At 51.8% G+C, this 26,084-nt stretch carries 24 protein-coding genes; 14 read left to right on the plus strand and 10 right to left on the minus strand.

What is annotated here, in order from left to right; all coding sequences use genetic code 11:
• Nucleotides 1-43: 43 nt before the first annotated feature.
• Together HMPREF3047_RS03380 and HMPREF3047_RS03385 are read right to left on the minus strand one after the other, a co-directional pair.
• The gene (locus tag HMPREF3047_RS03380; RefSeq protein ID WP_070712192.1) at nucleotides 44-1,018 is read right to left on the minus strand and encodes a TerC family protein; all 975 of its coding nucleotides are present in this window, start codon (nucleotides 1,016-1,018) and stop codon (nucleotides 44-46) included.
• Nucleotides 1,019-1,051: 33 nt separating this feature from the next.
• A complete protein-coding gene (locus HMPREF3047_RS03385) occupies nucleotides 1,052-1,501 on the minus strand; it encodes a CopD family copper resistance protein (RefSeq protein WP_049330770.1) in 450 nt (149 codons plus the stop codon).
• A gap of 254 nt (nucleotides 1,502-1,755) precedes the next feature.
• Here HMPREF3047_RS03385 and HMPREF3047_RS03390 point away from each other — a divergent pair, with 254 nt between their 5' ends.
• Nucleotides 1,756-1,968, plus strand: a complete 213-nt coding sequence (locus HMPREF3047_RS03390; RefSeq protein ID WP_003684747.1) for a glycine zipper 2TM domain-containing protein — start codon at nucleotides 1,756-1,758, stop codon at nucleotides 1,966-1,968.
• Nucleotides 1,969-2,031: 63 nt separating this feature from the next.
• Here the strand turns inward: HMPREF3047_RS03390 and HMPREF3047_RS03395 are convergent, their stop codons facing one another.
• The 5 genes from HMPREF3047_RS03395 to HMPREF3047_RS03415 form a co-directional block, all read right to left on the minus strand.
• Nucleotides 2,032-2,952 (minus strand): hydrogen peroxide-inducible genes activator, encoded by a 921-nt coding sequence (locus tag HMPREF3047_RS03395; RefSeq protein WP_003749313.1) that lies wholly within the window; start codon nucleotides 2,950-2,952, stop codon nucleotides 2,032-2,034.
• 3 nt (nucleotides 2,953-2,955) lie between these two features.
• Nucleotides 2,956-3,219, minus strand: coding sequence for a cell division topological specificity factor MinE (gene minE, locus HMPREF3047_RS03400; RefSeq protein WP_003680625.1), 264 nt, complete (start codon nucleotides 3,217-3,219; stop codon nucleotides 2,956-2,958).
• A 3-nt stretch (nucleotides 3,220-3,222) separates the two neighbouring features.
• Nucleotides 3,223-4,038: a septum site-determining protein MinD gene (minD, locus tag HMPREF3047_RS03405; protein WP_070712193.1), complete on the minus strand. Its 816-nt coding sequence runs from the start codon at nucleotides 4,036-4,038 to the stop codon at nucleotides 3,223-3,225.
• Nucleotides 4,039-4,064: 26 nt separating this feature from the next.
• Nucleotides 4,065-4,784, minus strand: coding sequence for a septum site-determining protein MinC (gene minC / locus HMPREF3047_RS03410; RefSeq protein WP_070712194.1), 720 nt, complete (start codon nucleotides 4,782-4,784; stop codon nucleotides 4,065-4,067).
• Between the two features lie 147 nt (nucleotides 4,785-4,931).
• Entirely contained in the window at nucleotides 4,932-6,167 is a 1,236-nt protein-coding gene (locus tag HMPREF3047_RS03415; RefSeq protein ID WP_070712195.1) for an FAD-binding domain-containing protein, read from the minus strand.
• A 124-nt stretch (nucleotides 6,168-6,291) separates the two neighbouring features.
• On the opposite strand from HMPREF3047_RS03415, the gene HMPREF3047_RS03420 reads away from it, so the two are divergent.
• From HMPREF3047_RS03420 to HMPREF3047_RS03450, 7 genes are all read left to right on the plus strand, one after another.
• Nucleotides 6,292-7,149 carry an ATP-grasp domain-containing protein gene (locus tag HMPREF3047_RS03420; RefSeq protein ID WP_070712196.1) on the plus strand — a complete coding sequence of 286 codons (858 nt, stop codon included), beginning with the start codon at nucleotides 6,292-6,294 and terminating at the stop codon, nucleotides 7,147-7,149.
• A 370-nt stretch (nucleotides 7,150-7,519) separates the two neighbouring features.
• Nucleotides 7,520-8,911: an alanine/glycine:cation symporter family protein gene (locus HMPREF3047_RS03425; protein ID WP_070712197.1), complete on the plus strand. Its 1,392-nt coding sequence runs from the start codon at nucleotides 7,520-7,522 to the stop codon at nucleotides 8,909-8,911.
• A gap of 77 nt (nucleotides 8,912-8,988) precedes the next feature.
• Nucleotides 8,989-10,245 (plus strand): D-amino acid dehydrogenase, encoded by a 1,257-nt coding sequence (locus tag HMPREF3047_RS03430; protein ID WP_070712198.1) that lies wholly within the window; start codon nucleotides 8,989-8,991, stop codon nucleotides 10,243-10,245.
• A 180-nt stretch (nucleotides 10,246-10,425) separates the two neighbouring features.
• The gene (gene zupT, locus HMPREF3047_RS03435; protein ID WP_004520220.1) at nucleotides 10,426-11,235 is read left to right on the plus strand and encodes a zinc transporter ZupT; all 810 of its coding nucleotides are present in this window, start codon (nucleotides 10,426-10,428) and stop codon (nucleotides 11,233-11,235) included.
• A gap of 96 nt (nucleotides 11,236-11,331) precedes the next feature.
• A complete protein-coding gene (locus HMPREF3047_RS03440) occupies nucleotides 11,332-14,163 on the plus strand; it encodes a valine--tRNA ligase (RefSeq protein WP_070712199.1) in 2,832 nt (943 codons plus the stop codon).
• A gap of 72 nt (nucleotides 14,164-14,235) precedes the next feature.
• Nucleotides 14,236-14,463 (plus strand): enterochelin ABC transporter, encoded by a 228-nt coding sequence (locus HMPREF3047_RS03445; RefSeq protein WP_070645656.1) that lies wholly within the window; start codon nucleotides 14,236-14,238, stop codon nucleotides 14,461-14,463.
• Nucleotides 14,464-14,561: 98 nt separating this feature from the next.
• A complete protein-coding gene (locus HMPREF3047_RS03450; RefSeq protein ID WP_070712200.1) occupies nucleotides 14,562-15,026 on the plus strand; it encodes a hypothetical protein in 465 nt (154 codons plus the stop codon).
• Between the two features lie 105 nt (nucleotides 15,027-15,131).
• Here HMPREF3047_RS03450 and HMPREF3047_RS03455 read toward each other — a convergent pair whose 3' ends face one another.
• Both HMPREF3047_RS03455 and HMPREF3047_RS03460 read right to left on the minus strand, forming a co-directional pair.
• Nucleotides 15,132-16,073 carry an ABC transporter ATP-binding protein gene (locus tag HMPREF3047_RS03455; protein WP_070712201.1) on the minus strand — a complete coding sequence of 314 codons (942 nt, stop codon included), beginning with the start codon at nucleotides 16,071-16,073 and terminating at the stop codon, nucleotides 15,132-15,134.
• A gap of 15 nt (nucleotides 16,074-16,088) precedes the next feature.
• Complete coding sequence (locus HMPREF3047_RS03460; protein ID WP_070583778.1) at nucleotides 16,089-16,979, minus strand: NUDIX hydrolase; 891 nt, start codon at nucleotides 16,977-16,979, stop codon at nucleotides 16,089-16,091.
• 123 nt (nucleotides 16,980-17,102) lie between these two features.
• Between HMPREF3047_RS03460 and HMPREF3047_RS03465 the strand changes: the two genes are divergently transcribed.
• From HMPREF3047_RS03465 to HMPREF3047_RS03490, 6 genes are all read left to right on the plus strand, one after another.
• A complete protein-coding gene (locus HMPREF3047_RS03465; protein WP_070712202.1) occupies nucleotides 17,103-17,708 on the plus strand; it encodes a beta-class carbonic anhydrase in 606 nt (201 codons plus the stop codon).
• Nucleotides 17,705-18,310: a nicotinate-nucleotide adenylyltransferase gene (nadD, locus tag HMPREF3047_RS03470; RefSeq protein ID WP_003684732.1), complete on the plus strand. Its 606-nt coding sequence runs from the start codon at nucleotides 17,705-17,707 to the stop codon at nucleotides 18,308-18,310. Before HMPREF3047_RS03465 ends, nadD begins: the two co-directional genes overlap by 4 nt.
• A gap of 58 nt (nucleotides 18,311-18,368) precedes the next feature.
• Nucleotides 18,369-18,755: a ribosome silencing factor gene (gene rsfS / locus HMPREF3047_RS03475; protein WP_070712203.1), complete on the plus strand. Its 387-nt coding sequence runs from the start codon at nucleotides 18,369-18,371 to the stop codon at nucleotides 18,753-18,755.
• A gap of 108 nt (nucleotides 18,756-18,863) precedes the next feature.
• A complete protein-coding gene (gene hrpA / locus HMPREF3047_RS03480) occupies nucleotides 18,864-20,258 on the plus strand; it encodes an ATP-dependent RNA helicase HrpA (protein ID WP_083315940.1) in 1,395 nt (464 codons plus the stop codon).
• A gap of 138 nt (nucleotides 20,259-20,396) precedes the next feature.
• Nucleotides 20,397-21,974 (plus strand): lipooligosaccharide phosphoethanolamine transferase, encoded by a 1,578-nt coding sequence (gene lpt3 / locus HMPREF3047_RS03485; RefSeq protein ID WP_141756544.1) that lies wholly within the window; start codon nucleotides 20,397-20,399, stop codon nucleotides 21,972-21,974.
• 65 nt (nucleotides 21,975-22,039) lie between these two features.
• The gene (locus HMPREF3047_RS03490) at nucleotides 22,040-24,997 is read left to right on the plus strand and encodes a DUF3418 domain-containing protein (protein WP_083315941.1); all 2,958 of its coding nucleotides are present in this window, start codon (nucleotides 22,040-22,042) and stop codon (nucleotides 24,995-24,997) included.
• A gap of 60 nt (nucleotides 24,998-25,057) precedes the next feature.
• Here the strand turns inward: HMPREF3047_RS03490 and HMPREF3047_RS03495 are convergent, their stop codons facing one another.
• Nucleotides 25,058-25,912, minus strand: coding sequence for a reverse transcriptase domain-containing protein (locus tag HMPREF3047_RS03495; RefSeq protein ID WP_083315942.1), 855 nt, complete (start codon nucleotides 25,910-25,912; stop codon nucleotides 25,058-25,060).
• Nucleotides 25,913-26,084: the final 172 nt, after the last annotated feature.

The following is a 26,084-nucleotide window of genomic DNA, read 5'->3' on the forward strand; positions in this document are numbered from 1 at the left end:
AAGGCCGTCTGAAATGTTCAGACGGCCTTTTTATATCGGCAGATTATTTTTTCTCTTGCTGACGCGTATATACCAAAGAAGTCAGGATGGACGCACCCAGTGCGCCGAAGACGACAGACAGGGAAATGGAAATCGGGATATGTACCCAGTGCATAATCAGCATCTTGATACCGATAAAGCTCAATACGAAAGCCAAGCCGTATTTGAGGAAAATAAAGCGTTCGGCAAAGTCTGCCAGCAAAAAGTACATGGCACGAAGACCCAAAATAGCAAAAATGTTGGAAGTGAGGACGATGAAAGGGTCGGTGGTTACGGCAAAAATAGCGGGAATGCTGTCCACGGCGAAGATAACGTCGCTCAATTCGATCATAATCAATACCAGCAAAAGCGGCGTAGCGATACGTTTGCCGTTTTCGATGGTAAAGAATTTTTCATCGTCAAACTGTTGGCTGGTCGGGATGACTTTTTTGAGCAGAGTCAGGATCTTGTTTTGGGAAAGGTCTTCTTCAGCTTCGGCTTCGGGCTTCATCATGTGAATGCCGGTGTATAAGAGGAATGCGCCGAAGAGGTACAAAATCCATTCAAATTGTTGTACCAAGGCTGCGCCGATGAAGATCATGATGGCGCGCAGGACGATGGCGCCGAATACGCCATAGAGTAAGACGCGGTGTTGGAATTTGGGTTCTACTTTGAAGTAGCCGAAAATCATCAGGAAAACGAAGATGTTATCGACGGCAAGGGATTTTTCGAGTACATAGCCGGTGAAGAATTCGAGGACTTTTTCTTTGGCGACAACGGCCCCGTAAGTCGGGTTGCCCGCCAGTTCAAAATAGAGCCAGCCTGCAAACGTGCAGGATACGGCCACCCAAATGCCGCTCCAGGCGAGGGCTTCTTTTATGCTGACTTTGTGGGCGCCGTTTTTTTTCAGCGATACCATATCGATGGCGATCATGATTAAGACGGCAATAAAGAAGATGCCGTAAAACATCGGCGAGCCGACGGACGGGTATTGGGTCATAAACAATCCTTGTGTGTGGGGTATGGGTAAGGTTTACCAAGACAGGTAGAACATCGCCTTGGCAAAAAAGACGATAAACAGCATATGGCTGAATACGACGGCATGTATGTATTTCGACCAGCCGACGGTGAGGGTGTGCCGTGCCATTTTGACGACGGCGATGGCAAAATGTACCAAAACGCTTATTGCCAACAGGATTTTGATGCTCAGCATGATGCCGAAAGAGCTGTCGAATGGGTGGTGAAGTATCGGCAGGTAGCGGTTGTACACCATCACGATGCCGCTGATGAACAAGGTAATGACGACAGGCGGCATTACGCGGACGGCACGATAGGACATGGCACGTTCGACTTCGCGGCGCGATTCGCGCGAAACGCGGCCGGTGTGCAAAACGGAGAGAACCAGCATTTCGAAAAATACGCCGCCGACAAAGGCAATCGCGCAATAAACGTGGATGATGTGTGCCAGTGCGTAGATACTCATGACGGGTGTTTCCGGTAATTCAGACAAGTCGTCATTGTATCACTACCGAATGCGGTTGATGTATGCGCAATTTTATGCCAAATATATTAAATTTTATAAATATAATATTGGAATTGCCGTTTATTTTTGAAGTTAACCGTTCATCAAGAGCGTTATCTTAGTTTAATCTGTCTTTACTTATCAGAAAATATATTAATGAAAGGTTGTGCCATACTGCTCTATATACAGCTTAACCCCTGATGGAGAATCAAACCATGAAGAAAACTTTTGCAAAAACTGTGACCTTGATCATGCTGGCCGCTTCTTTGGGTGCATGTGCCAATATGACTCAAACCCAGCGCAACACTGCTGCTGGTGCGGTATTGGGTGGCGTGGCAGGTAACTTGATTGGTGGCGATACCGGTTCTACCTTGGGTGGTGCGGCTTTGGGTGGAGTTATCGGCAGTCAAGTTCATACCCGCTACTAATCCTTTATTCGGTTAAAAATAAAAAGGCCGTCTGAATGTTCAGACGGCCTTTTGTTTTGCGGTTTATTCGTTGACGAAGGTTACACCGGTCAGTTGCGATTGCAAAATGGCAGTGCGCAAAGCAGTCAGTGCTTTGGGACGGACAAAGTTGCGGCGATAAGCCAAAACGACACGGCGGTGCGGTGCAGTGCCTTCAAACGGGATAATGCTGAAAAGCATGTGGTCGTTTTCGGTCAATGCGGTAGCCGGCATGACGCTGATGGCCAGACCGCTGGCAACCATGTGGCGGATGGTGTTGATGGAGCTGCCTTGCAGGGTATTGGTCAAGCCCTGGATTTTTTGCTTGGAAGCCAATTCGGAACAGCTTGCCAACACTTGGTCGCGCATACAGTTGCCTTCGGACAGCAGCAACACTTGTTCTTCGCTCAAAAGCTGAGGCGTAACGGCATCGAGTTCTTCAAAGTGATGGCCTTTGGGAACGATGACGAAGAAAGGTTCGTCATACAGAGGCTCGGTTACGATGCCCGGCTCTTGGAACGGTTCGGCAACGACGATTGCATCGACATCGCCGCGTTTGAGCGACTCGGTCAGGATGTGGGTATAGTTCTCTTCCAGCATCAGCGGCATTTTCGGCGCGGTTTCACGCAGCGCGGTAATGAGCTTGGGCAGAAGGTAGGGGGCAACGGTAAAAATCAGGCCGAGTTTGAACGCGCCTTCCAATTCGTTTTGCTCTTCATTGGCAAGGTGCTTGATGAGTTCGGCTTCTTCCAGAACCCGGCGGGCTTGGGCGACAATGCGCTCGCCCGCTTCGGTCGTGATGATGTCGTTGCTGCTACGGTCGAACAGGGATACCGACAGCTCTTCCTCCAGCTTTTTGATGGCGATGGAAAGGGTGGGCTGGCTGACAAAGCAGCGTCGTGCGGCACGTCCGAAGTGACGTTCTTGTGCGACGGCTACGATGTAACGCAATTCGGTCAAGGTCATGTGTTAAGCCTTTTTTTGTTCCGGCAGGGTGATGTTCAGCTCAAGAACGTCCAAGCCGTCTTGTTTCTCTTGGGAGATGCGGATGTCGTCCAATGATACGTTGACGTATTTAGACAGGACTTCCAGCAGCTCTTTGCGCAAGGTCGGCAGATAATCCGGAGCTTGGCCTTCTTGTGCGCGTTCTTGCGCGATGATGATTTGCAGGCGGTCGCGCGCGACGGTGGCGGTTTTCGGCTTTCTGCCGAACAGCATATCGAGCAGTGACATGTATTAACCTCCGAACAGTCGTTTTAAGAAACCTTTTTTCTCGGCTTCAAGGAAACGCATTTCGCGGTTTTCACCCAAGAGGCGGGCAATAACGTCTTTGTAGGCTTCGGCTGCGGCGGCATTGTCTTGGTGGATGACAGGTTCGCCGGCGTTGGAGGCCTGCAGGACGTTTTGTGATTCGGGAATCACGCCGATCAACGGGATGCGCAAGATGTCGCAGATGTCTTGTACCGACAGCATTTCGCCTTTGGCCACGCGCTCTGGGGAGTAGCGGGTAATCAGCAGGTGCTCTTTAACTGTGCCGCCTTGTTCGGCTTTGCGGGATTTGCTTTGCAAAATGCCCAAGATTCGGTCGGAGTCGCGGACGCTGGATACTTCAGGGTTGGTGGTAATGATGGCTTCGTCGGCAAAGTAGAGCGCCATCAGTGCGCCTTGTTCGATACCGGCAGGGGAGTCGCAGATAATGAACTCGAAGCCCATTTTTTTGCTGGACAGCTCTTTCATCACGTTGTCCACGCCTTCGCGGGTCAGCGCGTCTTTGTCGCGGGTTTGCGAGGCGGGCAGGATGTAGAGGTTTTCGCAGTTTTTGTCTTTAATCAGGGCTTGGTTGAGTGTGGCTTCGCCTTGGATGACGTTGATGAGGTCATACACGACGCGGCGTTCGCAACCCATAATCAGGTCGAGGTTGCGCAAACCGACGTCGAAGTCGATTACGGCGGTTTTGTGGCCGCGCAGGGCCAGGCCGGTTGCGATGCTGGCGCTGGTAGTGGTCTTGCCTACGCCGCCTTTACCTGAAGTTACTACGATGATTTTGGACACGATATTTCCTTTTTAAGTACTGATGTTTATTCGGCGTCGATTGCGCTGATAACCAGTCGGTTGTCTTGCAATGATACTTGTACGGGTTTTTTGTGCAGATGCTCGGGCAAGTCTTGCTCGAAGTTGCGGTAGATACCGGCAACAGAGACTAATTCGGCCTGCATGGAATGAATAAAGATGCGCGCGTTGGTATTGCCTTTTGCACCGGCCAACGCTCTGCCGCGCATGGGGGCGTAAATATGGATGTTGCCATCGGCGATAAGTTCCGCACCTTGGCTGACGATGCCGGTAACGATGAGGTCGCCGTTTTCAGCGTAAACCTGCTGGCCGGTACGCACGGGCGTACTGACCAATACGGTCGGATTGTTGATAACGGTGGTCTGTACGTCTTGCGGCTGCGGTGCTTGGCGCGGAGCAGGTGCTGCCTGTGTATCGGCTGCCTGGGTGGAGTTACCTTGTTTGAAGACCAAGTGGTAACGCGCTGCCGCTGCCGCCCATGTGTCGCTGGTGTGGTGCAGCCCTAAAATTTGCATACCGTAACGGGCAAACAGGGAAATCATGCCGCCCAAATCGATGGATTCGGGATGGTCGAAATCTTGTACGTCTAAAATGAAGGGAACGAATTCGTCTTGGGATTGGCCTGCCAGTTGGCGCAGGAATTCTTCCAATTCTGTTAGATCTGCGGTGTGCAGATGGATGGATAAGACGTCCAACCGTGACGTTTTTATGTCGAATGCGGGTTTCATTGTAATGAAATAATAAAATTTTTTAATGACGTAAGTTTACCGTGTAAATCTTGGCTATTCAATCTGTTTGGCCGTCTGAAATCAAAATATTTTGTTTGAACGTTTTTCAGCTGTATTTAGTGTGGTTTTTTGGTGTGAACGTAGGTTTCAGACGGCCTTGGGAAAGGGATAGCCGTGTGTGTCGATGTCGTCGGCGGCGGCCCACGGCGTGTGGATAAGGGTGGACGGCAGGTGTGCCAATTCGGGGAGGTAACTGCGGATGTGGCTGCCGTCGGGATCGATTTGATGTGAACGATGGGCATAGCGGACGGTGGCTGTGTCTTGGGCGGCAAGGTGCCAGTTGGCTTGGTTGAGCGCAGGGTCGGTGCCGGTTTGGACGGAGGCTGTCCACGCGATGCCTTGGTTGGGGTCGAGGTTGAGGGCGTGGCAGAAATAGTGGGCGCACAGCTGCTGGAGAACGGGGTGTAAGTGGCCGGTGGCTTCGAGGCCGCGGATGGAGGCATCGATGATGGGTACGCCGGTTTGGCCGTGGCGCCAGTATTCGCGTACCGGAGCGGCATCGGTTGTTTCGGGCAGGCGGCGGTGGTAGGCGAGCTGGTAGCAGTAGTCGCGGAAAATGAGTTTGTCCAGCCACTCGAAATGTCGGTTTGCCAAGCCTTCGGCAGCCAGCAGGCGTGGGGAAATGCAGCCTGCGGACAGGTAGGCATTGAGGAGGCTGGTGTTTTTTCGTGCCGGAAAATTTTGGGTAATCGGGTAGTGAACCAAATTCTGTTTGAACGCGTGCCATTGCGTTAAGGCTGCGGTTTCGCCGCCCTGCTGATAGGCAGGCAATACTGCGCCGGTATGGGCTGGAAACAGTGGAACGTCTTGTCCGGTTTGAACAGGCAATTCGGTTTCAGACGGCCTTTGTCCTGAATAAGCCTGCAACCATGCTTGTTTATAGGCGGCAAAATCGGTGTAGGGCAGGCCGTTGGCATCCATGAGGGGGGATTTGGCCAAAATGCCGCGGTCGTTGGCGTGTTGCAGGGCAATGCCTGCGCGGTCGAAATTGTGCCAGAGTAGGTTGTCTTGGCGGATTTCGGCTTCGGTGTAGGCTTCGTCAGTGATGACGGTATGGGCATGGAGCGTAGCGGCCAAGGGGAGGAGGTCTTCGTCGGAAGCGACGACATATAAAGGAATATGGTGCGCCGCCAGACGGGTATGCAGCTCTTGTGCGGCTTGATAGTGGAACAGGCTTTGACGCGGATTGTGGTTTTCAGACGGCCTTTGGCTGACCCAGACGCAGGCGATGGGCAAACCGCTTGCAACGGCGGCATTAAGCGCGGCATTGTCGTGCAGGCGGAGGTTGCGGCGGAACCAGACAAGGACGTGGGCAGATTTCATGAGCATGTTCCGACGGAAAAGGGGAAACCATTTTATCAGAATCGGCCTTATGTATCAGGCCGTCTGAAAAATCTTTTGGTTTGATTTCACTATATAATTTTGGTTTTAGCAACGAGATGCAACCATGACCGAGCAAACCGTTTTGGCACTCATTACCTGCCAAACCTATCCCGAACCGTCAGACAACCTGAAAACATTGGCGGCGCATTTGGAAACCATGGGTGTGAAAACCGTATTTGACGCGTGGCAAAACCATCCGTCTGCGCCGTTTTTACTGCCTTTGTGCGCATGGGATTATGCCGCCGAACCTGAAGCCTTCCGCCAATGGCTGGAGCAAGCCGAGCAGGCGGGGCAGCGTTTTATCAATCCGCCCGAGTTGATGGCTTGGAATATGGAAAAGACTTATTTGTGCGATTTGGCGGCGCGCGGCGCGCAAGTGATTCCCAGCGTGTTCGTACCGCCGCAAAAAACCGAATTGGCGGACATCCTGAACCAACAAGGATGGACGGAAGCGGTCATCAAACCGGCATTTGGGCAGAGCGGCAAAGGCGTGGTTAAAGTTTATGCAGAAAGATTGGACGTGAACATGGCGGATTATCCGCAAGGCATGATTGTTCAACCGTATATCCGCGAAATCGAAACGGTGGGTGAAACCTCGCTGGTGTTTTTCAACGGCATATTCAGCCATGCCGTGCGCCGTCAGCCGCCACAAGGCGAATGGCGCGCCAACTCGGCCTATGGCGTGTCGGTGTTCGGTATTGAGCCGCCCGAATTTGCCATCCGTGCCGCGCAAGACGTACTGGCCGCTTTGCCGAAAATGCCGGTTTACGCTCGAGTGGACGGCACATTGGTCGGCGACACCTTCCTGCTCAATGAATTGGAACTCATCGAGCCAGCCCTGTATTTGCACACCAGCGAAGGTGCGATGGAACGCTTTGCCCGAGTGTTAGCGCAGTTGCTTGGGCAACATTCATCAACCTGACTTTATCAATATAATTAACAAGCCTCAGGCCGTCTGAAAACCATCTTTCAGACAGCCTGAGGCTTTTTTTAAATAAGATTTGCGTGTTTGTATTTTTCAATAATGTACCATTTGTCGATTGTGTCATTTTAATTGTTGCAGTCTTAATTGATGGTTGATTAACTTTCATTTGGCATTTTATCTCGGACGCAGCCTTTATTTTTAGCGGATTGTAAACAATCTGACCGGTCTAAATAGATATCTTTTTAGGGTAAAACCTCAAAAATCTTTTTAAAAAGAAAGATATTGTCTTATTGAATATTCTGTGCTGAAATTACATGACACTACAAAAAGTGGTGCATAAAAAATAAAACAGACAAAGGAGAAAGCCATGCAATTGTTTTTAGACAATCTCAAAGCCTTTTTCGAAACCATCAGCGGCTGGGTCTGGGGACCTATTATGTTGATGCTGCTGGTCGGTACGGGCATTTTGCTGACCGTTTTGCTGAAAGGCTTGCAGTTCACCATGTTGGGTTATGCGCTGAAGCAGGCGTTTGTGCCGTCAAAGAAGCATGAAGACGGCGAAGACCACGAAGGCGATATTTCCCATTTTGCGGCGTTGATGACCGCGTTGTCCGCCACCATCGGTACGGGTAACATCGCCGGTGTGGCGACTGCGGTGGTAACCGGCGGCCCGGGCGCGGTATTTTGGATGTGGATGACCGCCATTTTCGGTATGGCCACCAAATACGGTGAAGGTGTGTTGGCGGTGAAATACCGCGTGACCAATTCCAAAGGCGAAATGTCCGGCGGCCCGATGTATTACATCGAAAAAGGCTTGGGCAAAAACTGGAAATGGATGGCCGTCGCGTTTGCGCTGTTCGGTACCTTCGCTTCATTCGGTATCGGCAGCTCGGTGCAGTCCAACTCGGTTGCGCAAGCAGTGCAAACCAGCTTTGGCGTCGAACCTGCCTACACCGGCGTGATATTGACCGTATTAACGGCCATTGTGCTTTTGGGCGGCATTAAGGGCATCGCCAAAGCCGCGTCCTTTATCGTACCTGCCATGGCAGTGTTTTATGTAGTAGGCGGTATTGCCATTATCGTGATTAATTCCGATGTATTGATGCCTGCCGTCAAACTGATTTTCTCCGATGCATTTAGCGCGCAAGCCGTTGCCGGCGGCGCTATCGGTACAGTCATCCGCTACGGCGTGGCGCGCGGCGTATTCTCCAACGAGGCGGGTATGGGTTCTGCGCCGATTGCCGCCGCAGCCGCGAAAACCGACCACCCCGTCCGTCAGGCTTTGGTTTCCATGACCGGTACGTTTTTGGACACCATCGTCGTTTGTTCGATTACCGGTATCATTTTGGTGATGGGCCTGCTCGGCGCAGGCGGCGAGTTTGTCAAACCTGAATTGAGCGGCGCGGCACTGACCACCGTCACCTTCCAAAAAATGCTGCCCGGTATCGGCGGTTGGATTGTCACCATCGGTCTGATTTTCTTCGCCTACTCAACCATTCTGGGCTGGTGCTATTACGGCGAGAAATGCGCGGTTTATGTATTCGGCGAGAAATTTGCCGGTCTGTACCGCATCGGTTATGTTTCTTCGGTTATGCTGGGTACCGTGTTGAGCCTTGATTTGGTGTGGCTGGCTTCGGACACATTCAACGGTTTGATGGCATTGCCCAACCTGATTGCGCTTTTGTTGATGGCTAAAGTCATCGTCAATGAAACGCGCGACTTCAAACAAAAAATCAAAAACGGCGAATTGCCGCATTAATGTCCAAGGCCGTCTGAACATTCAGACGGCCCGATGTATATTAAGTTTGTTTTGAAAAAAGTCAGAGGAGGAGAAAAATGAAAGTGCTTGTTTTAGGTGCTGGTGTTGCCGGCGTATCTTCCGCGTGGTATCTGGCAGAGGCAGGACATGAAGTAACGGTCATTGACCGCGCCGAGGGCGTGGCGATGGAAACCAGTTTTGCCAACGCGGGCCAGCTTTCCTACGGCTATACCACGCCTTGGGCTGCACCCGGTATCCCGACCAAAGCACTGAAATGGCTGTTTAAAAGCCATCCGCCTTTGCTGTTTCGCCCTGACGGCAGCCTGTATCAAATCGAATGGCTGTGGCAAATGCTGCAAAACTGCACGGCAGCGCGCTATCAAATCAATAAAGAGCGCATGGTCAGGATTTCCGAATACAGCCGTGAAATGTTCCGCCGTTTTGAAGCGCAAACCGGCATGAATTTTGAAGGGCGCAAAAAAGGGACGTTGCAGATTTTCCGTCAGGCCAAAGAAGTCGAAGCGGCAGAACAAGACATTGCCGTTTTGGAACGCTACGGCGTGCCGTACCGCCGTCTGAAACCCGAAGAATGCGCAGAGTTTGAGCCTGCGCTGGCGCGCGTTACCACCAAAATTGCCGGCGGCCTGCACCTGCCTGCGGATGCGACCGGCGACTGCCACCTCTTCACTGAAAACCTATACAAATTGTGTCAGGAAAAGGGCGTACAGTTCCACTTCAACCAAACCATCAGCCGCATCGACCACAACGGGCTGCGCATCAAAGCCGTTGAAACCGAAACAGGGCGGTTTGAAGCGGATGCCGTTGTCTGCGCGCTCGGCTGTTTCAGCAGGACGGTTTTGGCGCAGTTGGATCTCGATCTGCCCATTTATCCCGTCAAAGGCTATTCCTTGACCCTGCCGGTCACAAATTCAGACGGCGCTCCGGTGTCCACCGTTTTAGATGAAAGCTACAAAGTCGCTATCACGCGCTTTGACAACAGAATCCGCGTCGGCGGCATGGCGGAATTGTCGGGCTATGAAATCAAACTGCCCGAAAAACGCCGCGAAACCTTGGCTTTGGTTGTCAACGACTTGTTCCCAGAAGGCAGCGATTTGAACCAAGCATTGTTCTGGAGCGGTCTCAGACCGATGACGCCCGACAGCACGCCGTTAATCGGGCGCACCCGCTTTGAAAACCTATTCCTGAATACCGGCCACGGTACTTTAGGCTGGACCATGTCGCTGGGTTCGGCAAAATTAACTGCCGATATCGTGAGTGGCAAAGACACCGAAATCCGCAGCGACGACTTGAGCCTGTCGCGCTATCAGGCTTAAGCTGGAAAGCGATAAGGTTTGGTGATATTTCAAACTTAAGGGCCGTCTGAAAACCATTTTTCAGACGGCCTTTTGTTTCAAAATCCATGTACCTAATCAATAAAATAAATAATAACTATTATCATATGCATTAAAAAGTGTTAGTCTGAACCTGTCCCAGCTTTTAGCGCAGGTTTTCTCATGCCCGATTTTTCGATGTCCAATTTGGCCGTTGCCTTTTCCATCACGTTGGCAGCCGGTTTGTTTACCGTATTAGGCAGCGGCTTGGTGATGTTTTCCAAAACGCCCAATCCGCGCGTGTTGTCGTTTGGTTTGGCGTTTGCCGGCGGTGCGATGGTGTATGTCTCCCTGACGGAGATTTTCAGTAAATCCAGTGAGGCGTTCGCTGAAATTTATGATAAAGACCACGCGTTTGCGGCAGCGACCATGGCATTTTTGGCTGGGATGGGCGGCATCGCGCTGATTGACCGCCTGGTGCCGAACCCGCATGAAACCTTGGATGCTCAAGATCCGTCGTTTCAAGAAAGCAAACGTCGCCATATCGCGCGAGTCGGCATGATGGCGGCGTTTGCGATTACGGCGCACAACTTTCCCGAAGGCTTGGCGACGTTTTTTGCCACCTTGGAAAATCCGGCGGTCGGGATGCCTTTGGCCTTGGCGATTGCCATCCATAATATTCCGGAGGGCATTTCCATCGCTGCGCCGGTTTATTTTGCCACCCGCAGCCGTAAGAAAACGGTATGGGCGTGCCTGCTATCCGGCTTGGCCGAGCCTTTGGGTGCGGCTTTGGGCTATTTGATTTTACAGCCGTTTTTGTCGCCTGCCGTGTTTGGTTCGGTGTTCGGCGTGATAGCCGGTGTGATGGTGTTTTTGGCATTGGACGAGCTGCTGCCGGCCGCCAAACGCTATTCAGACGGCCATGAAACCGTTTACGGCCTGACAACGGGTATGGCGGTGATTGCCGTCAGCCTGGTATTGTTCCATTTTTAAAACCCGTATGCCAAAGGCCGTCTGAAATGATTCAGACGGCCTTTTTGCGTTATAATCCGCACATCAAAAATAACCTTAATTTCACAAAGTTCCATCATGTTAGACAAATACAATCCAGCCGAAATCGAATCCAAACACTATCAAAACTGGGAAACCCAAGGTTATTTCCAGCCCGATATGGATTTGACCAAACCGTCTTTTTCCATCCAACTGCCGCCGCCCAACGTAACCGGCACGCTGCACATGGGTCATGCCTTCAACCAAACCATCATGGACGGTCTGACCCGCTACTACCGCATGAAAGGCTGCAACACCGCCTGGATTCCCGGCACCGACCACGCGGGCATCGCCACGCAAATTGTGGTCGAGCGTCAGCTTGCTGCGCAAAACGTGTCCCGTCATGACTTGGGCCGCGAGAAATTCTTGGAAAAAGTGTGGGAATGGAAAGAAGTTTCCGGCGGCACGATTACCCAACAAATGCGCCGCGTGGGCTGCTCTGCCGACTGGACGCGCGAGTATTTCACGATGGACGACGTGCGCGCCGAAACTGTTACCGAAGTGTTTGTGCGCCTGTTTGAGCAAGGCTTGATTTACCGCGGCAAACGCTTGGTGAACTGGGATCCGGTTTTGGGTACGGCAGTATCTGATTTGGAAGTGGAAAGCGTGGAAGAACAAGGCTCTATGTGGCACATCCGCTATCCGCTGGCTGACAATCCTGCTGAAGCCGTTATCGTGGCGACCACCCGTCCCGAAACGCTGCTGGGCGACGTTGCCGTTGCCGTCAATCCTGAAGACGAACGTTACACCCACTTAATCGGCAAGGAATTAATCCTGCCGCTGACCGGCCGCACCATTCCGGTTATCGCCGACGAATACGTTGAAAAAGACTTCGGTACCGGCTGCGTGAAAATCACGCCTGCGCACGACTTTAACGACTACGAAGTCGGCAAACGCCACGACACGCGCCTGATTAATGTGTTCGATTTGGAAGCCAAAGTGCTGGCAAACGCTGAAGTGTTCAACTTCAAAGGCGAAGCGCAACCAGGCTTTGCCCTGCCTGAAAAATACGCAGGCTTAGACCGCTTTGCCGCGCGCAAACAAATGGTTGCCGATTTGCAGGAACAAGGCTTCTTGGTCGAAATCAAACCGCACACGCTGATGACGCCGAAAGGCGACCGTACCGGCTCAGTGATTGAGCCGATGCTGACCAGCCAATGGTTTGTCGCCATGTCCGCCACCCCAAACGGTGGCGAGCCTGACAGCGAATTCAAAGGCTTGAGCCTCGCCGACAAAGCCAAAAAAGCCGTCGACAGCGGCGCAGTGCGCTTCATTCCCGAAAACTGGGTCAACACCTACAACCAATGGATGAACAACATCCAAGACTGGTGTATCTCGCGCCAACTGTGGTGGGGCCATCAAATCCCCGCGTGGTACGACGAAGCAGGCAATGTTTACGTTGCCCGCAATCAGGAAGAAGCCGAAAAACAAGCCGGCAAAACAGGCTTGACCCGCGAAGAAGACGTATTGGATACATGGTTCTCCTCCGCGCTCGTGCCGTTCTCCACGCTCGGCTGGCCGTCTGAAACCGACGAACTCAAAGCCTTCCTGCCGTCCAACGTCTTGGTAACAGGCTACGAAATCATCTTCTTCTGGGTGGCGCGTATGATTATGATGACCACACACTTCACCGGCAAAGTACCGTTTAAAGACGTGTACATCCACGGCATCGTGCGTGACCACGAAGGCAAAAAAATGTCCAAATCCGAAGGCAACGTCATCGACCCTGTGGATTTGATCGACGGCATCGACTTGGACAAGCTGCTAGTGAAACGCACGACCGGTCTGCGCAAACCCGAAACCGCGCCGAAAGTGGAAGAAGCCACGAAAAAACTCTTCCCCGAAGGTATCCCCAGCATGGGCGCGGACGCCTTGCGCTTCACCATGGCGAGCTACGCCAGCCTCGGTCGCAGCGTGAACTTCGACTTCAAGCGCGCCGAAGGCTACCGCAACTTCTGCAATAAATTGTGGAACGCCACCAACTTCGTGTTGATGAACACCGAAGACAAAGACTGCGGTCAAGACGAAATGCAGCCGTTGGCGTTTACCTTCGCCGACCAATGGATTATCGGCAAACTGCAACAAGCCGAAGCCGCCGTTGCCGAAGCCTTTGAAACCTACCGCTTTGACCTTGCCGCGCAAACGCTGTACGAATTTGTGTGGAACGAATATTGCGACTGGTACATCGAGCTGGCAAAAGTGCAAATCCAAACCGGCTGCCCGACAACCCAGCGCACCACACGCCGCACCCTCGTGCGCGTACTCGAAACCATCCTGCGCCTGCTGCACCCAATCATGCCGTTCATTACCGAAGAGCTGTGGCAGGTCGTTGCGCCTCTGGCGAATGCCAAAACCGCCGACAGCATCATGTTGGCCGCCTATCCGCAAGCCGATAAAGAGAAAATCGTTCAGACGGCCTTCGATAAAATGGCCGCATTGAAAGACTTGGTGGAAGAAGTGCGCAAACTACGCGGCGAAATGGGTATCGCGCCAAACGTCAAAGCGCCGCTCTTTGTCGAAGGCAACGCAGAACTCGAAGGCCTGCTCAAATACCTGCCGTCGCTGACCCGACTGACCGAAGCCAAGCTGGTGGACAGCTTGCCGGAAGCGGAAGACGCACCTGTCGCCGTCTGCAACGGCGCGCGCCTGATGCTGAAAGTCGAAATCGACAAAGCCGCCGAAACCGCCCGTTTGAGCAAAGAAGCCGAGAAGCTGCAAAAAGCCTTGGACAAACTCAACGCCAAACTCTCCAAACCCGGCTACACCGAAAAAGCCCCCGCGCATCTGGTGGAAAAAGACAAAGCCGATTTGGCGGAATTGGAAGACAAAATGGGGAAAGTTCAAACTCAGTTGGCGAAGTTGAAAGACTGATTTTGATTTAAACAAGGCCGTCTGAAAACCTGAAACCAGGGTTTTCAGACGGCCTCATTAAAAGGAAATCAAATGATGGACTTCATCGTGCCTATATTGTTCATCGTCGCCATCGTCGTACTTCATATTTATACCTGCTTTACCGAAGCCGTCCACCTCAACAAATGGCGGCCGTGGTTGATTATTCTACTGTTGATTTTGACCGGCACTTGGTTTATCTACTTCGTCAGTCGTACCGCACTGATGAAGTTGGGTGTCCAGCTGGTGCTGATTGCCGGTCTCGTGATTTATATTTCTTGAACGTCCGCCTGCAGTAAAATACTCGCAAAGGCCGTCTGAAAATGCAGCTTCAATGTCGTTGCAACTTTTCAGACGGCCTCTTTTAAGAAAGGAAATAGATGAAACTCTTTATTCTGCCGGTACTTTTATCCGCAACAACTGCTCTGGCTTCTCCGATTGTCGGTACATGGCATTGCGTTGGCTCTGATGAAAATATTCACAGTGATACAAAAGTCGAATATCTTCAGGACGGCAGTTTCCGTGGCGACGCTAAGCTCAAAGTGGACGATGACAGCAATGTCTTGGCATACCATGTTGTCGGTGGGGGTAAATGGCGTTTTGAGAACAATGCCTTAACTCAAAGCCAAATCAAGTACAGTGAAGTTTCACGACTCCATAGCCCTGAAACATTGGCATGGTTGGAAGAATCAGAAGACGGCCAATTCTTGGAAAGCATGATATACACCGGATTGGTTGCGCAGATGGACAAGCCCGGTAAAGACGAGGTTTATCAAATGGATAAAACAGGCAAATTGGTGTCTGAGGATGGAACTTCCCGTGAGGTGTGCACGAAAGTGAAGTAAACAGCGATTGTGGGTCGGACATATTTGTCTGATTGATGGCTAGATAACAAAGGCCGTCTGAAACTTAAATTTCAGACGGCATTTTTCTTTTTTAATCCATCAAATTCAATCAAACCAAACAATCTGACTTTCATCCACGCAGATGCGGATTTCCTGTCCGGTTTGCGGTTTGTCCATATCGTGGTCGGCGTGGGGGTACCAAATCAAATCGCCGTATTGCGGATGAGCGAGGGTGAGGCGTATGCCTTCGGCGAGGGGGACGGCTTCGCTGATGCGGACGGCTGTGCCGTCCGGGTCGAATCGGATGGCGTGTTGGGGAATGTAGCGTGTGTCGCCGGTGTTGGCCAAACCGAGCAGCAGGGCGGCTTGGGCGTTGACGGGGCGGCGGATAAGGGTTTCCGGCGTGCCGTGTTGGAGGATGCGGCCTTCGTGCATGATGGCGATGGTGTCGGCCATGGTGCAGGCTTCCTCGGCGGAGTGGGTCACGAGGATGGCGGGGATGTTTTGACTGCGGATGCGTTCGGCGGTCAGGGTGCGCAGGTGGTGGCGCAGGTGGGTGTCGAGGCTGGAGAAGGCTTCGTCCAAGAGCAACAGCGACGGACGCGTGATTAGGGCGCGCGCGAGGGCGAGGCGTTGCTGTTCGCCGCCGGAGAGGCTTTCGGGTTTGCGTTGCGCTTCGTGTTCCAAACCGATGTCGCGCAAGGCCTGCATGGATTGTTCTTCGATTTCGGCTTTGGGCAGACGGCGCATTTTGAGGCCGAAACCGACGTTGTCGAGGGCGGTTAAATGCGGCAAAAGGGCGTAGTCTTGAAACATCAGCGAGATATTGCGCTTTTCAGACGGCATGTCGGTGATGTTGTCGCCGTTGAGCCAGACTTCGCCGCTGTCGGGACGCACCAGGCCGACGATGGTTTTGAGCAGGGTGGATTTGCCGCAGCCGGAGCGGCCGAGTACGGCGAGGATTTCGCCTGCGTCGACGTTTAGGTTGATGTTTTGGGCAACGGTTTTGCTGCCGAAGCGTTTGTTGATGTTTTTGAGTTGCAACATGGTTTCAGACGGCCTTTAAAAATGGGGTCGGCAACGGATGCTGTCGAGCCATGCGGACAGCGGATGTTTGGGGTCGATTAAGCCGTATCGACGGCAGGCTTCGATCGTGACCAACTGGGCATCGTGCATCATGTGTCCGCCCAACATGGCATCGATCAGGGTGGGGATGTCCATCAGTTCAAAACCGGCGACTTCGCCGTCTTGGTTGGCAGGTTGGAAGCCTTCGGGCAGGACGATGTCGAAGATATACAGGATTTCGTTGTGGACACCGCGGTTAACGGGGCGCAAACTATATATTTGGGCAGTCGGTCGGATATGGGGGGTTAAGGAAGCGGGAATGCCTGCTTCTTCTTCACCTTCGCGACAGACAGCTTCAGACGGCCTCTCGCCGCTGCTGATGCCGCCTCCGGTCAGGTTGTCGAGTTTGTTTGGATCAACGGCTTTGTGCGGACTACGGCGGCCTATCCAAAAGCGCAAACCGTTTTCTGTTTCGACCAATCCGTTCAAATGCACAGCCTGACTCATCAGGCCGAACGGACGGAAGGCGGCGCGTTCTAGTGCGCATAAAGGCTTGCCCGACTGGTCGCAGATGTCAAACTTTTCACCGCGCCAACCTTTGAGCCAACCGCACTCGCGCCATTGTTGCGCCAGCGTTTGCAAACTGTCGCCCATTTCTGCCCAGCTGTCGGTTTCCAAATTCAGGCCGTCTGAAAGGGTTGACTGCCTGCCTGTCCAATCTTGCCCGAGGCGTTCGCGCCATGATGGGTTCAGATGGCCTAAAGGCAGGCTGTTGAGATACAGAATGCACCAATCGTCGGATGCGCCATAGCTTGTTTGCGCCCAATCCCACAATGCGTCGTGGATATCGGGTGTGAATACTTGTTCAAAACGGAAAGACTGAGACATGGCGCATCCTCCAAAAGAACTAAAGATACGTCGATTTTAGCCGTTTACGGCGAATTTGCAAAACAACCATACCCCCTGAAAACCGCTATAATAGAGTAAATCATCCGAAACGAGCACATCATCATGAGTGAATTGACCGATATCCTTTCCTACAACCAACGTTTCGTTGAATCGGGAGAGTACGAAAAATATTTCACCAACAAATACCCCGGCCGCGAGCTGGCCATTCTTTCCTGCATGGACGCACGCATTATCGAATTGCTGCCCAATGCTTTAGGATTGAAAAATGGTGACGCCAAGCTCATCAAAAACGCCGGTGCGCTGGTGACCCACCCTTGGGGTTCGGTGATGCGCAGTTTGTTGGTTGCCGTATTTGAACTCAAAGTCAAAGAAATCATGGTCATTGCCCACCACGACTGCGGTATGCGCGGACTACACGCCGAAGAGTTCCTCCAACGCGTACATGACAGCAATATCCCCGACGACCGCATCGAAACCCTGCGCAATGCCGGTATTGATTTGGACGGCTGGCTGACCGGTTTTGACAACGTCGAAGACAGCGTGCGCCATACCGTCGAGCTGATCCGCAAACATCCGCTGATGCCCGACAACATCGCCATCCACGGCCTGGTCATCCACCCGACCACAGGCAAGCTCAACCTGATTGTTGACGGCAGCCTGCCTGTTTCAGACGGCCCAACATCTAACGCAGACACCACCACGAAATGAAAAATATCGGATTATTCGGCGGCACGTTTGACCCCATCCACAACGGCCACCTTCACATCGCCCGCGCCTTCGCTGACGAAATCGGTTTGGACCTTGTCGTCTTCCTGCCGGCAGGCGACCCATACCACAAAGACAGCACGCGCACGCCGGCACAAGAGCGCCTCAATATGGTCGAACTTGCCATCGCCGACGAGCCGAAATTCGCCGCCAGCGACTGCGACATCGTCCGCGACGGCGCGACTTATACGTTTGACACCGTCCAAATCTTCCGCCAGCAGTTTCCCGGCGCGCAACTGTGGTGGCTGATGGGCAGCGACAGCCTGATGCAGCTGCACACATGGAAAAAATGGCAAACCCTTGTGCGCCAGACCCATATCGCCATCGCCATGCGCCAAGGCGACAACCTCAACAAAACCCCGCGCGAATTGCACGCATGGCTCGGCGAAGCCCTGCAAAACGGCAGCGTCCGCATCCTCAACGCGCCGCTGCACAACACCAGCTCCACCCAAATCCGTGCCGATCTCGCTAAAACCCACCATTCAGACGGCCTGCCGCAACCTGTCGCCCAATACATCCGCCAACACAAACTCTATGAAAAATAGCGTTTATTCAGGCAGATAAGCTATAATGCCGTCTGAAAACATTTCAACTAGGAAAATAATGAACGAACAAGAATTGCAAGACCTGCAAAAAATGGTCGAAGTGGCCGTAAACGCCCTCGAAGACATCAAAGCCAAAGACATCTCTGTTTTGGAAACCCAAGACAAAACCTCCCTGTTCGCCCGCATGATTATTGCCAGCGGCGACAGCACACGCCAAGTCAAAGCACTGGCGAACAACGTTGCCGTCGATTTGAAAGAAGCCGGTTTCGAAATCCTCAGCACCGAAGGCGACAGCGGCGAATGGACGCTCGTTGACGCAGGCGACCTCATTGTCCACATCATGCTCCCTGCCGTGCGCGACTTCTACGACATCGACACCTTGTGGGGCGGAGAAAAACCGAGTTTCCACGCCGGTATGCAAAAACCTTGGCATGCCGCCGACTAAAACGGTTTATCCATACAAAGGCCGTCTGAAACTTGAAAGCAAGCAAGTTTCAGACGGCCTTTTGCTATAATTCCATTCTTTTCACATTATTTAATTTATTGCACCATCATGCCGCAACCCGATTTCGCCCAAACCCTCTCCAAAGACCGCCATTTTCTGCGATCTGCCTTTAAAAACCCCAATAAATACGGCGGCTTGGCCAAGGTTAAGGAAAAATACAAAAAATCGCACGACCTCTATCTACAACGCCTGTCCAAACTGCCCAAGCCCGAATTTGACAACACGCTGCCTGTTCACGAAAAACTCGACGAAATCAAAAAAGCCATTGCCGAGAATCAGGTAACGATTATTTGCGGCGAAACCGGTTCGGGCAAAACCACGCAGCTGCCCAAGATTTGTTTGGAACTCGGACGTGGGGCGGCAGGATTGATCGGGCATACCCAGCCGCGCCGTTTGGCCGTGCGTTCCGTAGCAGAGCGGATTGCCGAAGAGCTGAAATCCGAAATCGGCAGCGCGGTCGGCTATAAAGTGCGCTTTACCGACCACACCTCGCGCGATGCCTGCGTCAAGCTGATGACCGACGGCATCCTGCTGGCGGAAACCCAGACTGACCGTTATCTTGCCACCTACGACACGATTATCATCGACGAAGCGCACGAACGCAGCCTGAACATCGACTTCCTCTTGGGCTACCTGAAACAGCTACTACCGCGCCGCCCCGATTTGAAAGTCATCATCACCTCGGCAACCATAGACGCAGAACGCTTCTCCCAACACTTCAACGGCGCGCCCGTGCTGGAAGTGAGCGGGCGCACCTATCCCGTCGAAATCCTCTACCGACCGCTTACCAGCAAAGACGAAGACGATGCAGAAGTGGAGCTGACCGACGCGATTGTCGACGCCGCCGATGAATTGGCGCGCTACGGTGAAGGCGATATTTTGGTGTTCCTGCCGGGCGAACGCGAAATCCGCGAAGCCGCCGAAGCCCTGCGCAAATCCACGCTGCGCCGCAACGACGAAATCCTGCCCCTGTTCGCACGCCTGTCGCACGCCGAGCAGCATAAAATCTTCCACCCTTCAGGCGCAAAACGCCGCATCGTGCTGGCGACCAACGTCGCCGAAACCTCGCTCACCGTGCCGGGCATCAAATACGTCATCGACACCGGCCTCGCGCGTGTCAAACGCTATTCCGCGCGGGCAAAAGTGGAGCAGCTTCATGTCGAAAAAATCTCCCAAGCCGCCGCGCGCCAACGCTCCGGCCGCTGCGGCCGCGTCTCCGCAGGCGTGTGTATCCGACTGTTTTCAGAAGAAGATTTCAACAGCCGCCCCGAATTCACCGACCCAGAAATCGTCCGCAGCAACCTCGCCGCCGTCATCCTGCGCATGGCATCACTGAACCTGGGCGACGTAGCGGCATTCCCATTTTTAGAAATGCCCGATTCGCGGTATATCAATGACGGTTTTCAGGTGTTGCTGGAGTTGGGTGCGGTGGAGTCCGTCTGAAAATAAAATCTTTCTTAATCAAATGGCAGGCCATGTTTCATTTTCAGACGGCCTAAATCATTGAGAAACTAAAAACTATCGAAAAGGGAATATTGGGTTTTAAAACTCAATCGGTAAATTTTTTATTGTGAAATATTAATGATGAAAAAATCTTTCTTCACGCTTGTTCTGTATTCGTCTTTATTTACTGCCAGCGAAATTGCATATCGCTTTGTATTTGGGATTGAAACCCTGCCGACTGCGAAAATGGCGGAAACGTTTGCGCTGACATTTGTGATTGCTGCGCTGTATCTGTTTGCGCGTTATAAGGCTTCACGGTTGCTGATTGCGTTGTTTTTCGCGCTCAGCATCATTGCCAACAATGTGCATTACGCGGTTTATCAAAGTTGGATGACGGGCATTAATTATTGGCTGATGCTGAAAGAGGTTACCGAAGTCGGCAGTGCGGGCGCATCGATGTTGGATAAGTTATGGTTGCCTGTGTTGTGGGGCGTGTTGGAAGTCGTGTTGTTTTGCAGCCTTGCCAAGTTCCGCCGTAAGACGCATTTTGCCGCCGATATTTTGTTTATTGCGGCGATGTTGTTGATTTTTGGACGCTCATTCAGTACGACGCAGGAACACGGTATTTCGCCCAAACCGACATACAGCCGTATCAAAGCCAATTATTTCAGCTTCGGCTATTTTGTCGGGCGCGTGTTGCCGTATCAGTTGTTTGATTTAAGCAAGATTCCTGTGTTCAAACAGCCTGCACCAAGCAAAATCGAGCAGGGCAGTGTTCAAAATATCGTCCTGATTATGGGCGAAAGCGAAAGCGCGGCGCATTTGAAATTGTTTGGCTACGGACGCGAAACTTCGCCGTTTTTAACCCAGCTGTCGCAAGCCGACTTTAAGCCGATTGTGAAACAAAGCTATTCCGCCGCTTTGATGACGGCTGTGTCCCTGCCCAGCTTTTTCAATGCGATACCGCATGCCAACGGCTATGAGCAAATCAGCAGCGGCGATACCAATATGTTCCGCCTTGCCAAAGAGCAGGGCTATGAGACGTATTTTTACAGCGCGCAGGCGGAAAACGAGATGGCGATTTTGAACTTAATCGGTAAGAAATGGATAGACCATCTGATTCAGCCGACGCAACTTGGCTACGGCAACGGCGACAATATGCCTGATGAGAAACTGCTGCCGTTGTTCGACAAAATCAATTTGCAGCAGGGCAAGCATTTTATTGTGTTGCACCAACGCGGTTCGCACGTCCCATACGGCGCATTGTTGCAGCCTCAAGATAAAGTATTCGGCGAAGCCAATATTGTGGATAAGTACGACAACACCATCCACAAAACCGACCAAATGATTCAAACCGTATTCGAGCAGCTGCAAAAGCAGCCTGACGGCAACTGGCTGTTTGCCTATACCTCCGATCATGGCCAGTATGTGCGCCAAGATACCTACAATCAAGGCACGGTGCAGCCCGACAGCTATCTTGTGCCGCTGGTGTTGTACAGCCCGGATAAGGCCGTGCAACAGGCTGCCAACCAGGCTTTTGCGCCTTGCGAGATTGCCTTCCATCAGCAGCTTTCAACGTTCCTGATTCACACGCTGGGCTACGATATGCCGGTTTCAGGTTGTAGCGAAGGCTCGGTAACGGGCAATCTGATTACAGGTGATGCAGGCAGCTTGAACATTCGCGACGGCAAGGCGGAATATGTTTATCCGCAATAAGCGGCGTGAAACCAATAAAGACAAATTTAGATGATGTCGGGGATAGATGCCCGACCGACAAGACTATGCAAAATATGAAAAACCAAGTACGCGGATCAGGCATGGATGCCCGATCCAATCCAGCCAATGTTTCAGACGGCCTGCAAAACAGTTCGGGCCATATCGGTGCCAACACGCGCTACCGCCTGACCAAGCTCGGCGAACAAATGGCGCGCCTGCCCATCGACCCGAAAATCGCGCGCATTTTGCTGGCGGCGAAGAAACACGACTGCATGGCGGAAATATTGGTGATCGCGTCCGCGCTGTCGATTCAAGACCCGCGCGAGCGGCCGTTGGAAGCGCGCGATGCCGCGGCCAAGGCGCACGAGCGTTTTACCGACAAGCAATCCGACTTCCTTGCCTACCTGAATATTTGGGACAGCTTCCAGCGCGAGCGCGATAAAGGTTTATCCAACAAGCAATTGGTGCAATGGTGCCGCCAATATTTCCTGTCGCACCTGCGTATGCGCGAGTGGCGCGAGCTGCACCACCAGCTTGCCCAAACCGCGATTGAAATGGGTTTGACCACCAAAGAAGCCGCGTTTAGACAACCTCCTTCCCAAGAACAATTAAGGCCGTCTGAAAGCCAGGGCGACCAAGATTTGGCGGCTAAACTCAAACAAAAACAACTGGACAAGAAACAACACCGCGCCCAAATCCGTGCCGCTAAAGAAGCCGGCTACGAACAAATCCACCGTGCCCTGCTGACCGGCCTTATCGCCAACGTCGGCATGAAATCACCCGACGGCAACGACTATACCGGCGCGCGCGGCAGCCGCTTCCACCTTTTCCCGGCATCAGCCCTGTTCAAAGCCAAACCCAAATGGGTGATGGCGGCAGAATTGGTTGAAACCACGCGCCTTTACGCGCGCGACGTCGCCGTTATCCAGCCCGAATGGATAGAGCAGGAAGCGCCACACCTCGTCCGCTATCACTATTTCGAGCCGCACTGGGAGCAAAAACGCGGCGAAGTCGTCGCCAGTGAACGCGTTACGCTTTACGGCCTGACCGTATTACCGCGCCGCCCCGTGTCTTACGGCAAAGTTGCGCCTGAAGAAGCGCGCGAAATCTTTATCCGCGGCGCATTGGTGGCGCAGGAAAGCAATCTTCAGACGGCCTTTTTTGCACACAATAAAAAGCTGATTAAAGAAATTACCGAACTCGAACACAAATCGCGCAAGCAAGACGTATTGGTCGACGACGAAGCCCTGTTTGCGTTTTATCACGAACGCCTGCCGGAGCTGGTGTGGAAAGACGCGAAAGGCGGCGTTTGGGGAAGCGAAGAGGGCGGACAAACCCAGTCGGATAACGTAGCCGGACAAAACGGACAAGCAAACCAGGGCAACGCAGGGCGTGTGGCGCAAGCCGCGCACTCAGATTCCAAAGATGCGGACAATCGCGAGCGTGAACCGAGTTCACATACCCGACAAAATGTTTCAGACGACCCCAAACCCCAAAAGCAGCCTACATCTCAAAAAGGCCGTCTGAAACCTTTGCCCCTTGCCGATATCCGCACCTTTGAAGCCTGGCTCAAAACCGCCGAACGCGACAATCCGCGCCTGTTGTTCCTCAGCCGCGACGATTTGATGCAACACGCCGCCGCGCACATTACCGAAGAGCAATTCCCCAAATTCTGGCAAACCGCAGACGGCAAGTTCAAACTTTCCTACCGCTTCGAGCCGCACCATCCGCTCGACGGCGTGACCATGACCGTGCCGCTGACCGTCCTCAACCGCTTGCACGCGCCGTCGCTCGAATGGCTGGTGCCCGGTATGTTGCGCGAAAAAATCCAGCTGCTGATTAAAGCACTGCCGAAGCAAATCCGCCGCATTTGCGTGCCCGTACCCGATTTCATCACCAAATTTCTCGAAAGCAATCCCGACCGCCAAGCGGCCATCATTCCCCAGTTGGCACACTTTATCGCCAAAAGCGCCGGCGATATGCGGATTCTCGAGCAAATCGACCAAGACGCATGGGCGGCGCAAGAATTGCCCGAACACTGCTATCTGAATCTGCGCATTATCGACGACGGCGGACAAGAGCTTGCCGGCGGCCGCAAACTGTACGAATTGCAACAACAGCTCGGCCAAGCCGCCGCCACCACCTTCCGCGACAACACCCAAGAATTCGAGCGCGACAACGTCACCGCATGGGACATCGGCACCCTGCCCGAATCCATCAAATTCGCCCGCGGCAAACAACAGCTCACCGGCTACCTCGGTCTGCAAAAAGAAAAAGACGGCCGCATCGCCCTGCGCCTGTTCGACACATCTGCCGCCGCCGAACAAGCCCACCGATTAGGCGTGATCGAACTCATGAAACTACAACTAAAAGAACAAGTTAAAGACCTGAACAAAGGCATCCAAGGCTTCACCCAAGCCGCCATGCTGCTCAAACACATCAACGCCGACACCCTGCGCGACGACCTCACCCAAGCCGTCTGCGACCGCGCCTTTATCGGCGAAGACGAGCTGCCGCGCAACGAAAAAGCCTTCAAAGAACAAATCAAACGCGCCCGCAGCCGCCTGCCCGCCGTCAAAGAAGCCCTCAGCCGCTACCTGCAGGAAACCGCCGCCGCCTACGCCGAACTGAACGGCAAACTCGGCAAACACCCATTGACCCACCTTCTAAGACTACGCCTGCAAACCCTGCTCGCCCCCGGCTTCGCCAGCCATACCCCATGGGCACAATGGCCGCGCCTCCCCATCTACCTCAAAGCCATGACCCTGCGCCTCGAAAAATACAGCAGCAACCCCGCCCGCGACGCAGCCCGCGAAGCCGATATTCAAGAGCTGGAAAATATGTGGCAGGAAAAAACAGATAGCTTGATAAAACAAGGATTAACCGTTTCAGACGACCTCGCCGCGTTTAGATGGATGATTGAAGAATTGAGAGTGTCGCTGTTTGCACAGGAATTGAAGACACCGTATCCGGTCTCGGTGAAGAGGTTGATGAAGGAGTGGGAGGGGGTGAATAAAAAATAGCACTGTTCTTAAGTATCCAAAATTGAGATATCTAAAGAATTTCTTAGATTATTTTGGGTTTTAAGAGATTGCTCCTAAATCTGATTCAATGTCAGAAGTATGTTTATTTATGATTTTTTTAAATAAATAAATAACTTCGTTATCCGTTTTGTTAATTAAAAATTCTTCATCAAATAGATTTAAAAGTTCCTTTCTAATTTTAGCTACATCTTCTTTTACTAAATCAAAGTTTGGGATGTATTTGTTTGGTCTAGTTGATCTTTGAATAATTTCATGAGCTTTTAAAAAGCTTTTAGGTGCAATTTGCAAGGTATCTAAACCAAATCTTATAAGGATATTTCTTACTATACCATCTAGAAGGTATAGTATTTTTGTATCAGTAAGTTGTGAAAAATAGAAAATCCATCCATATCTTTTATTGTTATAAATACAACCCGTAATTTTTAGATTTAACTTCCATTTGAATTTCTGTAGTTCAAAATTATATGCATTATGAAATCCAGCCTCATCTTCACGATATGCCTCCTCTAATGCTCTTTTTTTATATTTCAAAGCAGTACATAATTTTGCGATACTATTTTCTAATTTATTGATACTTGCTTTTCTAACACTAAATTTTGAGTTTATATATCTATAGCCAAGAAATTCGAAACCATCATTAAGTTCTCCTAAATTTGATTTAGTAGAATTTCCTTCTAGTGGATGTACAGACAACTGGTACGTTTTACCGGATAGTTTATTAATTATTTCATCGCTATATTCTATTGCTTTACCTATGGGACAAAGTAATAGAATATCATCAACATATCGAAAATATGCTGAATCTGGAAATTGTTGTTCAACCCATTTGTCAAAATCTATTAAGAATATTTCTGCCAATAGATTGGATATTGATAATCCTTGAGGGATGCCAATTTTTCTATGATTTTTTTTTTCGTACTTTTAATATCTAATGGTAATGTTTCTGTAATCAATGCTTGATTCAATAAATACAGAATTTTTTTTGATCTTATTTTATGGGATAGTGAAGCCATTAATAGATCATGTTTTATGCTACCATAAAAATTATTCAAATCTAATTTAATAA

This window comes from Neisseria sp. HMSC075C10, from assembly GCF_001815615.1.
GTDB lineage: Bacteria > Pseudomonadota > Gammaproteobacteria > Burkholderiales > Neisseriaceae > Neisseria > Neisseria subflava_A.

Bases quoted from the DNA above. Each gene is read 5' to 3' on its own strand.
- HMPREF3047_RS03425 (WP_070712197.1), top strand. From the start codon at position 7,520: ATGCAATTGTTTTTAGACAATCTCAAAGCCTTTTTCGAAACCATCAGC.
- nadD (WP_003684732.1), top strand. From the start codon at position 17,705: ATGAAAAATATCGGATTATTCGGCGGCACGTTTGACCCCATCCACAAC.
- HMPREF3047_RS03395 (WP_003749313.1), bottom strand. From the start codon at position 2,952: ATGACCTTGACCGAATTGCGTTACATCGTAGCCGTCGCACAAGAACGT.
- HMPREF3047_RS03385 (WP_049330770.1), bottom strand. From the start codon at position 1,501: ATGAGTATCTACGCACTGGCACACATCATCCACGTTTATTGCGCGATT.
- hrpA (WP_083315940.1), top strand. From the start codon at position 18,864: ATGCCGCAACCCGATTTCGCCCAAACCCTCTCCAAAGACCGCCATTTT.
- zupT (WP_004520220.1), top strand. From the start codon at position 10,426: ATGCCCGATTTTTCGATGTCCAATTTGGCCGTTGCCTTTTCCATCACG.
- HMPREF3047_RS03450 (WP_070712200.1), top strand. From the start codon at position 14,562: ATGAAACTCTTTATTCTGCCGGTACTTTTATCCGCAACAACTGCTCTG.
- rsfS (WP_070712203.1), top strand. From the start codon at position 18,369: ATGAACGAACAAGAATTGCAAGACCTGCAAAAAATGGTCGAAGTGGCC.
- HMPREF3047_RS03430 (WP_070712198.1), top strand. From the start codon at position 8,989: ATGAAAGTGCTTGTTTTAGGTGCTGGTGTTGCCGGCGTATCTTCCGCG.
- HMPREF3047_RS03420 (WP_070712196.1), top strand. From the start codon at position 6,292: ATGACCGAGCAAACCGTTTTGGCACTCATTACCTGCCAAACCTATCCC.
- HMPREF3047_RS03460 (WP_070583778.1), bottom strand. From the start codon at position 16,979: ATGTCTCAGTCTTTCCGTTTTGAACAAGTATTCACACCCGATATCCAC.
- HMPREF3047_RS03490 (WP_083315941.1), top strand. From the start codon at position 22,040: ATGCAAAATATGAAAAACCAAGTACGCGGATCAGGCATGGATGCCCGA.
- HMPREF3047_RS03465 (WP_070712202.1), top strand. From the start codon at position 17,103: ATGAGTGAATTGACCGATATCCTTTCCTACAACCAACGTTTCGTTGAA.
- HMPREF3047_RS03440 (WP_070712199.1), top strand. From the start codon at position 11,332: ATGTTAGACAAATACAATCCAGCCGAAATCGAATCCAAACACTATCAA.
- HMPREF3047_RS03390 (WP_003684747.1), top strand. From the start codon at position 1,756: ATGAAGAAAACTTTTGCAAAAACTGTGACCTTGATCATGCTGGCCGCT.
- HMPREF3047_RS03380 (WP_070712192.1), bottom strand. From the start codon at position 1,018: ATGACCCAATACCCGTCCGTCGGCTCGCCGATGTTTTACGGCATCTTC.
- HMPREF3047_RS03445 (WP_070645656.1), top strand. From the start codon at position 14,236: ATGATGGACTTCATCGTGCCTATATTGTTCATCGTCGCCATCGTCGTA.
- minC (WP_070712194.1), bottom strand. From the start codon at position 4,784: ATGAAACCCGCATTCGACATAAAAACGTCACGGTTGGACGTCTTATCC.
- HMPREF3047_RS03455 (WP_070712201.1), bottom strand. From the start codon at position 16,073: ATGTTGCAACTCAAAAACATCAACAAACGCTTCGGCAGCAAAACCGTT.
- minE (WP_003680625.1), bottom strand. From the start codon at position 3,219: ATGTCACTGCTCGATATGCTGTTCGGCAGAAAGCCGAAAACCGCCACC.
- lpt3 (WP_141756544.1), top strand. From the start codon at position 20,397: ATGATGAAAAAATCTTTCTTCACGCTTGTTCTGTATTCGTCTTTATTT.
- HMPREF3047_RS03415 (WP_070712195.1), bottom strand. From the start codon at position 6,167: ATGAAATCTGCCCACGTCCTTGTCTGGTTCCGCCGCAACCTCCGCCTG.